The sequence below is a fragment of the Candidatus Avelusimicrobium caledoniensis genome (assembly GCF_902756455.1).
In the GTDB taxonomy this organism is placed as follows: Bacteria; Elusimicrobiota; Elusimicrobia; order Elusimicrobiales; family Elusimicrobiaceae; genus Avelusimicrobium; species Avelusimicrobium caledoniense.
In genome coordinates this window covers 85170-98992 of record NZ_CACVRB010000004.1, presented here as the reverse complement: position 1 = coordinate 98992, position 13823 = coordinate 85170, and the positions used below count along the sequence as shown (strand labels likewise).

The window sequence follows — 13823 nt, the reverse complement described above, 5'->3', positions numbered from 1 at the left end:
TCTTCTATTATTGTTTCAATTTCTCTTTCATTTTGACGATAAAGTAACCGGAAATGAGCCCCGTCAGCACAAGCCCCAACGGATAAGCAATTCTAGCGGGCAAGTGTAAACATTCCGGCGCAATTAAAAAGTATGTACTGCTTACAGCCGTCATAAAAACTGCCGGGATAAGTGCCAAAAAATAAGGTTGTTTCTTCCCGTATAAATAAACCGTGGCGGCCCATAACACGATCATGGCCAATGTCTGGTTGGACCAACTGAAATACCGCCATATCACGTCATAAGGAAGTTGGCTGATAATGACGCCGGCCAAGAGTAGCGGCATACTTAAACGCAAGCGTTTTAAAAAGGGCTTTTGGTCTATTTTAAACCAATCGGCCAACACCAACCGGGCCGCACGAAAGGCCGTATCTCCCGATGTAACCGGGCAGACAATCACGCCGATCATCACAAATAAAAGGCCAAAAGAAACCGTACCCCATTTCAAGGGTCCGATCGTTTTTAAGCAAATATCATATACAACGCCGGCTTGCCCGGTATGGGCGAGCATCTCTTGTAACCCCGTCATCAGCCCCCCGGTTTTTACATAAACAGCACAGCCGGCGGCGGCCCAGATAAGCGCAATAATACCTTCCATAATCATCGCCCCGGCAAAGACCGGGCGAGATTGGTGTTCGTTGGTAATGCACCGTGCCATCAGCGGGGATTGCGTAGCATGAAACCCGGATATAGCCCCGCACGCAACGGTTACAAACATCAGCGGCCAAATGGGCAAGTGTGCCGGGTGAAAATTGTGAAGCGTAATTTCCGGGATGTGATAGCCCTGGACGAATAATCCCCCCGATACGCCCAACGCCATCAGCAGTAAACAAATACCAAATAGGGGATATATCCTTCCGATAATTTTATCAATGGGGAGAAAAGTAGCTAAGAAATAATACAGGAAAATAAGTGTAAGCCAAAAGTAAGTATTTGCTAAAAAACTGCCCGGACTCACATTCCCTTTGAATAAAAACACAAGCAAATTAGCGGGCCCCACGGCAAAAACCGTGCCCACCATCACCAATAAAACCACGCTGAAAATATGCATACAGGTTTGCATACGCGGGCCCAAATAGATTCCGGTCACTTCCGCTACCGATTGCCCCTCGTGGCGCAAGGACAAAAACCCACAAGCAAAATCATGCACCGCCCCCGCAAAAATAGTACCTAGCGTAATCCACAAAAAAACGCTCGGTCCCCACAATGCCCCGGAGATGGCCCCAAACACCGGCCCAAGTCCGGCAATATTTAAAAGTTGTACAAGCACCATGCGCCAAAGGGGCATGGGCACATAATCTACTCCGTTGGAAAACCGGGTAGCCGGCGTTTGTCCGTCCGTCGGGCCGAAAACGCGCTCTACGTATTTAACGTATGTAAAATAAGACAGGATAAGTAATCCCAAGCAAACAAAAAAACTAATCATAAAATCTCCCTTTTATTCTATCCTTTTTAAGCATCGCCCATCGTAGCAATACAAAGCCGTTTAATACGGCCTCCCGTTTAACCAGAGGACCTTTTTAATCTGTAATGTCCACATCCGGCGTAATATGGATAGTATATTGCGGATATTCGGTTTGTATCTCACGCGTGAGAATATCTGCGGCGGCCTGGTGATCCACGTCAAAACTAAGCACAACGTCAAATTGTAAATCTTTTTTTTCCAAATCTATATAAAAACCGTGTAATTGCAAAGCCCAATTATGCGCCAGTACTATTTCCTGCACCCGGTTGCGGATGTGGGCGGACTGCCCGTCAGAAGTATTGCGGGCATACACTCCTACCCCAGTTAAAATAACGCCGGTTTTATGAAATACATTTGTTTCTATTTTACGGGTTAGTGTGTCTACTTGCGCCACGGTAAGCGTATCGTCCAGTTCCACATGCAAGGACGCATAATTTTTATTGGGGCCGTAATTGTTAATTAAAATGTCATACACGCCGTGTACTTGCGGCTCCTGCGAGACTACCTGCCGGATAGACTGTACAATGTGAGCATCGGCCCGGCGGCCTAAAATATCGCTCAACGTTCCTCGGAGCATTTCCACCCCGGCCTTAATAATTACAAGCGAGATGGCAATACCTACATAGGCCTCCAACGAAATATGCCATTTGAGAAAAATAAGGGCAGACACCAACACTGAGCCCGATAAAACAGCATCAAAAGACGCATCCGAACCGGAAGCAATCAGGGCCCCTGATTTTACTTGCTCGCCCTTGGTTTTAACGTATTTCCCCAACACTAATTTGGCTACAATCGCCACCGCCAACACCACAAGCGTAAGCACAGAATAAGAAACACTTTCGGGATAGAAAATCTTTTTGACGGACTCAATCAGCGCTGTAACACCCGCATAAAGCACGATTGCGCATACTACCATAGAACTTATATATTCTATGCGCCCGTGCCCCAAAGGATGTTCTTTATCCGGTTTCTGGCTGGCCAGTTTCGCCCCGATAATGGTAACGACAGAAGATAACGCGTCCGACAGGTTATTTACCCCGTCCAAAATAACCGCGATAGAATTAGCAAGCCATCCTACCAATACTTTGAAAACGGCCAGTATCACATTGGTAACAACACCGACCAGACTGGTTTTGACAATAATTTGTTCCCGTCCGACAGCATGACTGCGCATAGTAGCCGTGTTTTCCATAATTCGTTTCCGCAGGGCAGACCTTGGAAAAAGAGTCCACCCAAGGTCCTCTCCCTGACAAACATTTAGTACGTTTTATTTTTTAATTAAAACAGCCGCGATATCCCGGCTTAAATTAGCCAACAACTCGCCATATCCTTTGGCCAAATCGTCATATGTTTTTTCAATCAAAACGATCCCGGTAAATTTTTGATGCGTTACCACTTTGCCGGTATTGTCTTTCACCGTATACCAAGCCACCAATTCGGCTTTGTCGCCCAATACGGCATTGAGTTTAACAATTTCCACTGAAACCGTCCGGTCAAATCGTTCCCCTTTTAATTGGTTCATTTTAACTTGTGCCGACGGAAGATGTACGCTTAAATTTTCTGCTATTACGCGCGTGGCTAAAACAGAGGGCTGTTCCACCCACCGGTTATATTCGGACACATTGATTTGGGCAGAATTTTTCCGCTGTGTTACCATTTGCGGACGGTCCATATATTTGGGCAGTTGCACTCTGTTTACTCCGACAAAAGCCGTATAACTTGAAGAAACAACCCCCGCCGAAGCCGCCGATTGTGTATAGAACTTTGAACTTTGGCTCGTTCCGAAAATACACCCGCCCAGTAACAAACAAGGGATCAGTATTTTTATCAGTCGCATATTATTCTCCTTTTTTTCCTTGAATTAAAGATTCCGGATGTCTTTCCAAATAATCAGTCAGATTTTGCAGTGATTTTGCCGCATCCGACACGTCATGCAACGCTTCATTTAAATTAGAAATAGTTTCGTCGCTGCTGCCGGCTACCTTGGCTAGCGTTTTATCCAAACTCTGGGAACTTTTCCGCAACGCGGGCAACAAAACGGGCAATTCTTTCCCCAACACGTCCGTCACGTTGTTAATACGTGTGACCATTTCCTGCAGTTTAAGGCCGTCTAACCCGCGGGCTAATTCTTCCCTTGTTGATAAGACCGTCGGAATTTGCTGGATATTTTCCTTTTTGGGACTCTCAAACATCTTCACTTCCGTATCCGGCAACATCACCAAATCAATCCGCAGTTGTCCCGTTAAATAACTTTGGGAAGCCAACCGGGCGCGCAGGCCTTCTTTAATCATGAGATCTAGAAAATCAAGGTCCTTGTTTTTGTTAAATAATTTTTCCCAAAGAGAACCTTCACTGATAACCTCTGTATCTTTGAAACGGACATAGACAGCAACACGAAAGTTCAAATCATTTTTATTCGTCACCAGTACAATACGCGTGACTTTGCCTAATTCCACTCCCTGAAATACAACAGGAGCCCCTTCGGATAACCCCTGTAATGATTCGTTAAAATACATGACGGCCATGTCTTTTGTATCTGCATGTAGTTTGTGAAAGACAGACTGCCCGAGTAGCCCCACAAATAGTGTAAATCCAATCACTAAGAATAACCCGATGGCTTTTTTATTTGGTTCCTTTTTCATGTTGTTCTCCTCTTGTTAAAAATTCATATACTTGCCGGTTGGGTGGATTTTTCAACAGTTCATCCGGCCGCCCCCGGGCCGAAATTGTTTGCAGGGTTTTATCCAAGAAAATACTGTTCTTCCCAATAGCAAAGATGGACGGTAATTCATGGGTTACCACAATAATCGTCGTGCCCAAAGTTTTGTTAATTTCCAATATCAAATCATCTAAATTTTTGGAGCTGACCGGATCCAACCCGGCAGAGGGTTCGTCAAAATACACAATTTCGGGGTCCAATGCCAACGCACGCGCAAGCCCGGCACGTTTACGCATGCCGCCGCTGATTTCCGACGGGTAATACGCTTCATATCCCGCCAATCCCACCAACGCCAATTTAAACGATACAATCTGGTTGATAAAATCCGGCGTATGAGAGGTATATTGTTGCAAGGGAAGGGCCACGTTTTCCGCTAGCGTCATAGAACTGAACAAGGCCCCGCCTTGGTACAAAATACCGCTACGTTGCATAATTTCCAATTTTTCTTTCGGGCCGGCATGTATAAAATCTGTGTCACGTATCCAAATCCGTCCGCAATGCGCCGCAATAAGGCCGGTAAGCGTACGCAAGAGCGTGCTTTTTCCGCAACCGGACCCTCCCATGATGATAAAAATATCACCGCGGGGGATATCAAAGGATAAATCTTTCATAATAATTTTATCCTCGTAGCCGATGCTTAAATTTTCTACCCGGATAATGGGATCTTGTTTCGTCATATTCCCAATCCCTCACAAAGAGCGGTAAGCACACCCGTCATTACAATCATCCACACAATGGCATATACGACGGCCTTGGTAGTAGCTGCCCCAACGCTATCGGCGTTGCGCCCACAATTCACTCCGAAATAACACCCGCATAAAGCGATGATAAGTCCAAAAACAAGTCCGTGAAAAACCCCTACCAAAAAGTTGGTCAAATAAAACGAATTGGTGGCATATTTTATATATTCTGCCAAAGGGATCTCCCAAAACAACACACACACAAAACAACCGCCTAAAATTCCCATTACATCCGATAACAAAATCAAAATAGGCATTGCCAACAGCAGTGCGTTCATCCGCGGCAAGACCAAGAAATCAACGCGCGAAATTCCCATCGTTTGCAACGCATCCAATTCTTCATTCACCTGCATGGTACCGATGGTAGCGGCATAAGAGGCCCCCGTCCGGCCGGCCATAATAACCCCCGTCATGATAGCCCCCATAATACGCGTCATACCGATAGTTACCAAACTGGCCACATAAATTTGTGCGCCAAATGTTTTAAGCTGTATGGCTCCCACAAAAGCCAAAATGAGCCCCACCATAAAGCTGATGAGCGACACAATCAAAATAGATTGCGGGCCGCAATCTGCCAGAATCATCCAAAAATCTTTACTGCGGTAAACGGCTTTCCCGCGCAGTTGCCGCCCCCAAGCAAACAGACACCCGCACAAAAAAAGACACCCTTTTTTTACGCAGCGGCACACCTGTATACCTCTGTCTCCCAGCCATTCCAAGAAGGGTTGTTTTTCCCGGGTCATTTGTGTTTCTTTATAAGGAGCTTGAAAAGCAAGACGAAGCAACTGTTCCATTCCTTGCGGTAATTGGGAATAAGAAATATGTTCTTTGGGAATATGTTTGAAGGTGTTAAAAAGAATAGCTACAAAATCTGTGTTCCAAGACTCAATGCCGTCGCCCAGCAGTTGTAATTTTTTGTGACGTAGCCCACAGACAGACGCAGGAAAACGCGCCGTACCATCCAACACGCCTTTTAAAGTGCAGACTACACTTTCGCCTTTTGTCTGAATATCAATCATATCGGTAATATTATAGATTTTTTTGACTTAAACTTGTATGGATATTTTAGCAGTTCTGAGTCAAAAAAGAAGATCTTTCTATAATTACGTCTTTTCACCGGTCCGGGCCGTGCATCGTAAAACCGATGCACGCGCCCGTCCGGCACACAAATTATTTAGCACTACCGGGTGCTAACGCAAAAAGTTTGCCGTGCAAAGCGGGCATATCTTTTTTTAAAGAAATCACTTTCCCGTTTCGGATAAAACAATGTAGCGAGGATGCTTCCGCGCATACCGTTTGGGAAGTTTTATTGAAAAATTCGTAAGCAAGCTCTAACTTGACAGAAGTATACGCTTTTACGGTTACGCGAATTTCCACCTCGTCGGCAAAATGCACCGGAGATTTATACCGCACCGCGATACTTACAACCGGGGAAAAGATTTTTTCGTTTTCCACTTGTTGGTAACCTAACCCCAATGTCTCCAAGTAGGCCAAACGGGCCTCTTCCATCCATTTCACATAATTGGCATGATGGATGAAGCCCATTTGGTCTGTTTCGTGGTATTGCGCTTTTTTAATATAAGCGAACATGGTTTCCTATTTGTCCATATCTACCAATGTATATTCGCCCGTTCCCATACCGAGTTCTTTCATATAGGAAATTTGGCGTAACCCTTCGCGGGATTCAATACGTTCTTTTAAATCGTGCAGTTCCGCTTCCGGCAACGCGTACACTTTGTCTAACGACGCCTGGTCCACCGCTACGATATTTGTAGAGGCCAAAATACCAATGTCATGGGCTTTGGGTTCAGCCGCCGATGTACCCGCGCAATCGCAATCTACCGACATGCGGCGCAGTACGTTAATGTACACAATTTTTTTACCGAAATGGTCTACCGTGGCTTTGGCAGATTCCACCATATTTTCTTGGAAACGCGCCCCGGTATAGCCCCATTGGCTATCGCCTTTTTGGTGAATCATCTTTTTGCCAATCTTTCCGTCGGCCATGCCGATAGCAATATTTTTCATACTGCCGCCATAGCCACCCATGGTATGGCCTTTAAAATGTGTCAGCACAACGAGTGAATCATAATTGAGCACATGGCTACCCATAGACATTTCTTTGAAATGTTTACCGCCCTTTACAGGGAGCATCACCGCACCGTCTTCGTCTAAAATATCCACTCGGCTAAAGGTCCACCCGTTTGTTTTCAGCGTTTCGCGGTGGCCTTGGGTGGTTTGGCGCGGGGAATCGTAAAACACGTTCGTTTCTACAAGCGTGCTGCCCGGGATATGTTTCCACAACGCTTTTACCATCGGCACAGGTAAAATGTTCGGGCCGTGCGGCTCGCCGGTGTGAAACTTAATTGCCACTTTTCCGTCAATGTTTTGGGAAATCTTATCATAAATTTTGACAAGACCTTCCGGGCTGATATCCCGCGTAAAATAAACAACAGGTTTATCAGCAGAGGCCTCTTGTACTTTGGGGGCAGTTTGGCAAGCTGCCACCAGCACAGAACCCAGTAATACTGTTAGTAATTTTTTCATTTTCATTCTCCTGTTTAACTCTTTTAGCATTTTTTGCCCATTTCATAGGCCTTCTTGTAGGCAGGCAGATTTTTAATTTCGCCTATCTGCCAAGCACCCGTGCCGTAAATGATGCCTTTTTCATTTGCACCGTCCAAACAATCCCGCGTAAAACCGCGCAGGCCCTCTACGGTAGGGGCCAAATTGTTCTTATTGGTATCGGCAGCCGACACAATAAAATAGAAATCTTTATTGGAAATTTCCGTATATCTGGGCACACAGCGGTCAATAAAAGTTTTGAGTTGTCCGTCCATGGTGTAGAAATAAACCGGAGTAGATAGCACAATTACATCTGCATCCACCATTTTATCCAATAATGCTTTCATATCATCTTTTTGTACGCATTTGTGCGTATTATTACATACGCCGCAACCTAAGCAATAGTTAATTTTATGATCGCGCAAAAAGATTTTTTCCACGTTATGTCCGGCTTCTTTGGCACCTAACAGAAATTGGTCACACAAAGAATCGGAATTGCCGCCCTTGCGGGGCGAAGCAGATATAATTAACACTTTTTTACTCATAGTTTTCTCCTAATATACACCTTAAAATTTAAGTTCTTTTGATTTAGATTTGAGGGCTTTGTTATATACGGAAATTTTATAATCTAACCGTTTAAGCGTATCTTGCAGTTCCGCGAAACGTTCTTGCAACGCTTTACGTTCCGTGGCCAGCAAATCTCGTCTGGCTTTAAGTGTGCGTTTGCCCCGTTTAAATAACTCAAAATATTTTCTGAGCACTTCTATGGAAAGCCCCGCACTGCGCATGCACTTGACAAACTCTATTTGCCGGCAATCTTGTTCGGTATAATCCCGCACCCCGCCCGCCGTACGGTTCACTACCGAGATGAGCCCCTCTTTTTCATAATAACGTAACGTATCGGGCGAAATGTTACACCGCTTGCTTACTTGCGAAATGGTCATGATCCCTCCTTAATATATATTGTAGCAGTTGGAGTTTACTCTAAGTCAAGTGAAAATAGTGTGTTTCTTTAATGCGCTACTGCGGTTCCTTTTGCTATACTTTAATAACAGGGGGCCTTATGCAACATTTAATTTCAGAAGAAAATATTCCTATCCGCTACTCCGATACCGATTGTAACGGCTGTTTAAAACCTTTTTCACTACTTAACTTTTTTCAAGATTTAGCCGCCGACAGTGCCGAGCGGTTGGGTTTTGGGTACAGTACTATTTACCCGCAAAATTTAATGTGGGTACTGCTCAAGTACCGCATTGAATTTATCCACTATCCGGTACACGTCAAACAGCTGAGCATTAAAACACAACCGCGCGGATATAACCGGCTGTTTGCCTACCGCAATTTTGAAGTATATGCAGACGGAACATTATGTGCGCGGGCATCTAGCGTATGGGCCTTGGTACACAGCAAAACCTTGGACATTGCCCACGTGGGAGAAGTGCTGGCGGGCAACGAAAATATGATTAAATTTGTTCCCGGCGAAACAGATTTAAAATTTAGCAAAATTCCGCCGCTGACCCAAACCGATTACCAAGCCACCTTTACCGTACGCTACAACGATATAGACGTCAATATGCACGCCAACAACGGCAATTACATTGTTTGGGCCATAGAACCTTTACCGTACGAATGGAAACACGAAAAAAAATTGAAAAATATAGATATCATTTTCAAAAAAGAAATCAAATGCGGCGAACAACTTACCAGTAAAGTGCAAAAACAAGATGACCACCATACGTTACACACCCTCATCCATACCAAAACGCAAGAAGAATTATGCGCCGTTAAATGTGAATGGGTCTAACAAAACAGGGGATTATACCTATGGAATTTATTAAGGAAATAGCCGTAACGGTTTTTTCAATATTTAACGCCATGTCGTTTTACTTGTTGCTTGGCTTCTTGTTTGCCGGTATCTTACACGTGCTCGTGCCGCAGCATTTGTTTTCCAAGTATTTATCCAAAAACAATTGGACTTCCGTGGTATACGCCACCTTATTTGGCATCCCGTTGCCGCTGTGTTCCTGCGGGGTAATCCCTACCGCCATGGCCCTGTATAAAGAAGGGGCCTCCACCGGTGCCGTTATTTCCTTTTTAATAGCCACTCCGCAAACGGGGGTGGACTCTATCATTGCCACCTATTCATTATTGGGCTTGCCCTTTGCCATTATTCGCCCCATAGTGGCTTTATGCACCGCCTTGTTTGCGGGACTTGTAACAAATGTTTTTACTTCAGCAAATAAGCTCCCGTCAAACAACAAACAAGCCAACGTCCGGCAAGAAAAAAATCTTTCGTGGGGACAAAAAATCAAAGAAATCTTCCGCTACGGTTATGTGGAAATGATGGAAGACATCGGCAAAATGCTGATGTTTGGGTTACTGATAGCCGGCTTAATTACTTATTTCGTACCCGATAATTTCTTTATGATATTTGGGAACAATACTATTTTGACGATGTTGCTGGTGCTACTGGTTGCCGTACCGATGTATGTATGCGCTACCGGCTCTATCCCCATAGCGATTGCGCTGATGCTCAAAGGGATGAGCCCGGGCACGGCACTTGTGTTACTGATGGCCGGGCCGGCGGCCAATATTGCTTCCATGTTGGTCATAGGTAAGGTTTTAGGTAAAAAAACATTTGTTCTCTACTTAACAACGCTTATCATCGGGGCCATAGGTTCCGGCCTTATTATAGACAATTTTTTACCGGCAGCTTGGTTTGATATATCTAATTTTACCGTAACCGCCCACCACGTCGGCGGGAGTTTTTATTACTTTAAAATTATTTGTTCGTGTATCTTGCTTGCACTGTTTGCTAATGCGATGCTGTTTAAAAAAAACCGGGAAGAAACCTCCCTTACAAACGACTCTTGCTCCCGTGAAACGGTTGTGTTCCGCATTGGCGGGATGAATTGCAACCATTGTAAAAACAACGTCATAAACGCGATCGGTAAACTCCCGTCCGTCAAGCAAGTGACCGTTAATTTAAGTGAAGGCATTGCGCAGGTGGAAGGGCACCCTACTGACGAAGAAATAAAGTCCGCGGTAGAAGCCCTGGGATTTACGTTTAATGGTCGCCAAAGCTGAAAACACCACCTGCCCCCCCAAAATTACAGTACATAAAAAGTCCCGCAGTTGCGGGACTTTTTAATGAGTTATTTCACGCTGTACCGGTCCAAAATATCCGCCGGCGACATGTTTTTTAAAATTAACGCCGTTTGATATTTTCCCCGTAAATTGTTTTCCAATCGTTACGCATGGAAACCGGGATCCAACCGTACGTATTACAATCTTGGCGCATTTTTTCGGCTTTTTTCATATTGCCGTACTCGCGCTCCAAATCGTCGCACATGAGCATAAAGCCCAGTGCTTTATATTTGTTGCCGTTAATCGTGTAGTTGACCATGCTGGCGTCACTAAACGTATTACCGAACGCAAGCACCGGCTGTACGCCGATTTCTTGGGCAATAAGAGCCACTTTGTTCATTTGCAAATTTTTAACAAGGTTTTTGCCACCTAACACCAATTTGTCGCCTTTTTTAAACAAATAGGAAAGCCCGTCGGTATCGGCTTGTTTATTAGCCACAATGGTACTATCGGAACCGAGAATTTGGCGGTTGGGGATATAGGGCATATTTTGCTCAATAAGCGGGCGCACGGTCAGGCGGTCCGTACCGCTACAAATATATACCGTAAATTTATTTTTGACGAGGTATTTTACTACTTCTAACATAGGTTTGTAGAAGATATCGCCGCGTTTCATGCCTACAAAACCGGGTTGGTCTTCTTGCATAAACGAACGGATAAAATCGTAAAATTCATCAAGTGTCATACCTTGGTAGGCCTCGGAAACCATTTTTTCGCGGTTAGCATCTAAGGACGGGAAAACACCTTTTTCACGCGAGGCCCGCGCCGCGGCCAGTTGTTCTTCAGTCGGCTCATAATTCGGGTCATCTAATACGCGGTGTTCAAATAAGGCCCAGTCAAAATAAGTAGGGTCTGTTTCCAAAATAAGCGTGCCGTCCAAATCAAACACGGCCACGCGGTTTTCCACGGGAATAAAGTCCGGTGAGGAAGGGTCAGTAACTGTTTTTACATAACCGGCCAATGCTTGTTTAGCAGGGGCGGTATCGGTCCAAAGAGACAACTGGTCTTTTTGGAAGTGGGCACACCCGGTAGTCAGCCAGCTTACCATGACCAAACAGGCGAGCATAGCAATAATATGTTTTGTCGGTTTCATAAAATCTCCTTAGCAAAATACATAGAGATTGTATCATTTTTCTTTAGCTAAATTAAAAATTTGTACCCCCTATTATTTTTTGATATAGTTACTATATACTTAGCAGGAGAATTTATGAAAAAACTTACTATTGCTATTGTGTTGCTAGCCGGTTGTTTGTTCCCCGTTTGGGCAGATACTATTTCCACCGATAAGAGTGATTTTGCCCAAATCAGCACCGTTATTGACGATGCCGTATATGACATCCGCTATTATTCGTCCTACAATTTTACGGGAAAACGGATCAACGGTTATAAAGCTCCCCGGGCCTATATGACTAAAAAAGCATTAGCTGCCCTGGCAAAAGCCGCCGAAGATTTACGCGCGCAAGGATACCGCTTGCTTATTTGGGACGCATACCGCCCGCAAAAAGCCGTGGATAATTTTGTGGCGTGGATCAACAACCCAAGCGACCCCGGCGATAAATCTTTTTATCCCACGTTGGAAAAATCGGACTTGCTCGCCGGGAATTATATTATGGCCAAATCGGGCCACAGCCGCGGCAGCACCGTTGATTTGACGATTATTAAAAAGGACGGCGGCTTTGTAGATATGGGCGGCACGTTTGATCTATTCTCGGAAATTTCACACCCGGATTATAAAAAAATTTCCAAGAAACAAAAGAAAAACCGAAAAATTTTGCATGATGCCATGGTAAAAGCGGGCTTTGTGGGGCTTGATTCCGAATGGTGGCACTTTACGTTAAAAGACGAGCCGTATAAAGACACCTATTTTAACTTTGATGTAGAATAACATGGGTTGCTTATAGAAAAGGCCCCGTCGTTTGACGGGGCCTTTTTCAAATAAAACTTCTTAATTTATCTTTCAGCACTAATGGCTCCCACCGGGCAAACAAACCGGCACAAACCGCACCCCACGCAACGGGTTTTATCCAACGTAATATATCCGTCTTCTAAGCGCAAGGCCTGATGTTCGGACTCGCCGCAAATCGTTACACACTTGCCGCAACGGCCGCATTTATCATGCGCAATTTGCGGGTATGTGAGCGGCGTTTTGGGTAAATCTTTATGTGAACTGATACGCTCAATGGCTTTATTTTTAAGGGCCGATAAATCCGCAAATCCTTTTTCTTCCAAATAAGATTGTAACCCTTTTACCATCTGGCCGATAACTTTATAACCGTTTAGCATAACTTCCGTACAAACTTGCACGGCGTCCGCGCCGACGGCTATATATTGCGCCGCATCTTCCCAAGAGGAAATGCCCCCTTGTCCCAAAATAGGCAGTTTGCTGGCTTGACGCATTTGTGCCACGCAACGAAGTCCTATCGGTTTAATCATTGTTCCGGAACACCCGCCGTACGCGGTTTTCCCGTTGACGTTAAGCAGCGGCTCAAATGTATTTAGGTCTATCCCCATAAATCCCTGTACCGTATTGATAGCGGCCAGGCCGTCGGCATGAGCGTTTTCCACAACCCGGACGATAGCGGCGATATTGGACACGTTCGGAGAAAGTTTTACAAACACGGGTTTTTGGGCTACCTCTTTGACCCAGCGGGTAATTTGGGCCGATATTTCCGGGTCCGTACCGATTGCCATACCGATCCCTTTTTCCGGCATACCGTGCGGACACGAAAAATTGAGTTCAAAAGCATCTGCCGGCGTATTATTGATGGTTTTTACTAAATCTTGCCACGCCTCTTTTTGGACAGGTGCCATAATACTGGCAATGACCACTTTATGCGGGTATTTTTGTTTTAAGAATTTAATACCGTCGCACCAATACTTAACAGTTTGGTGGCTTAATAATTCAATGTTTTGAAACCCGATAATGCGCTTTTTATCTTGCAAAACGGCATAACGCGGGCTGGCCTCGTTCATTTCCAAATCGTCGGGAGTAATCGTTTTAAGAACGGCCCCTCCCCACCCCATTTCAAAAGCGACATCAATGCTTTCCACCAAAGCGGTTGGCGGGGCAGACGCAAGCAAAAACGGGTTTTCAAAATCAATTCCCAAAAAAGAAGTTCGTAGAATATGGGACATAAATACTCCTATT

General features: G+C 44.9%; 15 protein-coding genes. 3 read left to right on the top strand and 12 right to left on the bottom strand.

The window, feature by feature from the left end; translation table 11 throughout:
- Window positions 1-7 precede the first annotated feature (7 nt).
- From ACQY2W_RS01830 to ACQY2W_RS01785, 10 genes are all read right to left on the bottom strand, one after another.
- Window positions 8-1465 carry a carbon starvation CstA family protein gene (locus tag ACQY2W_RS01830; RefSeq protein WP_428048875.1) on the bottom strand — a complete coding sequence of 486 codons (1458 nt, stop codon included), beginning with the start codon at window positions 1463-1465 and terminating at the stop codon, window positions 8-10.
- Between the two features lie 94 nt (window positions 1466-1559).
- Window positions 1560-2696 carry a cation diffusion facilitator family transporter gene (locus ACQY2W_RS01825; RefSeq protein ID WP_428048874.1) on the bottom strand — a complete coding sequence of 379 codons (1137 nt, stop codon included), beginning with the start codon at window positions 2694-2696 and terminating at the stop codon, window positions 1560-1562.
- 75 nt (window positions 2697-2771) lie between these two features.
- Window positions 2772-3341 (bottom strand): PqiC family protein, encoded by a 570-nt coding sequence (locus ACQY2W_RS01820; protein ID WP_428048873.1) that lies wholly within the window; start codon window positions 3339-3341, stop codon window positions 2772-2774.
- A 1-nt stretch (window position 3342) separates the two neighbouring features.
- Window positions 3343-4146 (bottom strand): MlaD family protein, encoded by an 804-nt coding sequence (locus tag ACQY2W_RS01815; protein ID WP_428048872.1) that lies wholly within the window; start codon window positions 4144-4146, stop codon window positions 3343-3345.
- A complete protein-coding gene (locus ACQY2W_RS01810) occupies window positions 4127-4900 on the bottom strand; it encodes an ABC transporter ATP-binding protein (RefSeq protein ID WP_428048871.1) in 774 nt (257 codons plus the stop codon). The genes ACQY2W_RS01815 and ACQY2W_RS01810 overlap by 20 nt, the downstream gene beginning before the upstream one ends.
- A complete protein-coding gene (locus ACQY2W_RS01805; RefSeq protein WP_428048870.1) occupies window positions 4897-5982 on the bottom strand; it encodes an MlaE family ABC transporter permease in 1086 nt (361 codons plus the stop codon). The genes ACQY2W_RS01810 and ACQY2W_RS01805 overlap by 4 nt, the downstream gene beginning before the upstream one ends.
- A gap of 151 nt (window positions 5983-6133) precedes the next feature.
- Window positions 6134-6553, bottom strand: a complete 420-nt coding sequence (locus ACQY2W_RS01800) for an acyl-CoA thioesterase (RefSeq protein WP_428048869.1) — start codon at window positions 6551-6553, stop codon at window positions 6134-6136.
- Between the two features lie 6 nt (window positions 6554-6559).
- The gene (locus tag ACQY2W_RS01795) at window positions 6560-7510 is read right to left on the bottom strand and encodes a DUF362 domain-containing protein (RefSeq protein ID WP_428048868.1); all 951 of its coding nucleotides are present in this window, start codon (window positions 7508-7510) and stop codon (window positions 6560-6562) included.
- A 23-nt stretch (window positions 7511-7533) separates the two neighbouring features.
- Window positions 7534-8073, bottom strand: coding sequence for a flavodoxin family protein (locus ACQY2W_RS01790; protein ID WP_428048867.1), 540 nt, complete (start codon window positions 8071-8073; stop codon window positions 7534-7536).
- A gap of 21 nt (window positions 8074-8094) precedes the next feature.
- The gene (locus tag ACQY2W_RS01785; RefSeq protein ID WP_428048866.1) at window positions 8095-8472 is read right to left on the bottom strand and encodes a MerR family transcriptional regulator; all 378 of its coding nucleotides are present in this window, start codon (window positions 8470-8472) and stop codon (window positions 8095-8097) included.
- A 119-nt stretch (window positions 8473-8591) separates the two neighbouring features.
- On the opposite strand from ACQY2W_RS01785, the gene ACQY2W_RS01780 reads away from it, so the two are divergent.
- Together ACQY2W_RS01780 and ACQY2W_RS01775 are read left to right on the top strand one after the other, a co-directional pair.
- On the top strand, window positions 8592-9332 hold the full coding sequence (locus ACQY2W_RS01780) for an acyl-[acyl-carrier-protein] thioesterase (RefSeq protein WP_428048865.1): 741 nt from the start codon (window positions 8592-8594) through the stop codon (window positions 9330-9332).
- A gap of 20 nt (window positions 9333-9352) precedes the next feature.
- Window positions 9353-10615 (top strand): permease, encoded by a 1263-nt coding sequence (locus ACQY2W_RS01775; protein ID WP_428048864.1) that lies wholly within the window; start codon window positions 9353-9355, stop codon window positions 10613-10615.
- Between the two features lie 121 nt (window positions 10616-10736).
- Here ACQY2W_RS01775 and ACQY2W_RS01770 read toward each other — a convergent pair whose 3' ends face one another.
- Window positions 10737-11768 carry a haloacid dehalogenase-like hydrolase gene (locus ACQY2W_RS01770; RefSeq protein ID WP_428048863.1) on the bottom strand — a complete coding sequence of 344 codons (1032 nt, stop codon included), beginning with the start codon at window positions 11766-11768 and terminating at the stop codon, window positions 10737-10739.
- Between the two features lie 114 nt (window positions 11769-11882).
- Between ACQY2W_RS01770 and ACQY2W_RS01765 the strand changes: the two genes are divergently transcribed.
- Window positions 11883-12560, top strand: coding sequence for a M15 family metallopeptidase (locus ACQY2W_RS01765; RefSeq protein WP_428048862.1), 678 nt, complete (start codon window positions 11883-11885; stop codon window positions 12558-12560).
- Window positions 12561-12625: 65 nt separating this feature from the next.
- Here the strand turns inward: ACQY2W_RS01765 and preA are convergent, their stop codons facing one another.
- The gene (gene preA, locus ACQY2W_RS01760; RefSeq protein ID WP_428048861.1) at window positions 12626-13810 is read right to left on the bottom strand and encodes an NAD-dependent dihydropyrimidine dehydrogenase subunit PreA; all 1185 of its coding nucleotides are present in this window, start codon (window positions 13808-13810) and stop codon (window positions 12626-12628) included.
- Window positions 13811-13823: the final 13 nt, after the last annotated feature.